Raw genomic sequence first — 301 nt, 5'->3', positions numbered from 1 at the left:
ACGTCGACGGGGCTGTCGTCGGCAACCAGCTCGATCAGCTCGCTGTCCACGTCGACCTCGACTGGCATCAGCTCGCTGTCGACCGGCCTCAGCTCGACCGATAGCTCGGTCGCCTCGCTGTCGACCTCCACGTCGACGGGCCTCTCGTCGGCGACCAGCTCGATCAGTTCGCTGTCCACCTCGACTTCGACGGGCATCAGCTCGTTGTCGACGGGTCTGAGCTCGACCGATAGCTCGGTCGCTTCGCTGTCGACCTCGACGTCGACTGGCCTGTCGTCGGCAACCAGCTCGATCAGCTCGC

The 301-nt window shown here is 65.4% G+C and carries 1 protein-coding gene; it reads right to left on the bottom strand.

All coding sequences use genetic code 11. The annotated features are described in order from the left end of the window. Window positions 1-301, bottom strand: a 301-nt coding sequence (locus U4Y91_RS36665) for a hypothetical protein (RefSeq protein ID WP_321809136.1), incomplete at both ends; no start/stop codon positions are given.

The sequence above is a fragment of the Burkholderia sp. BCC1993 genome, from assembly GCF_905339865.1.
Lineage (GTDB): Bacteria > Pseudomonadota > Gammaproteobacteria > Burkholderiales > Burkholderiaceae > Burkholderia.
This window is presented reverse-complemented; position numbering and strand designations above follow the sequence as displayed.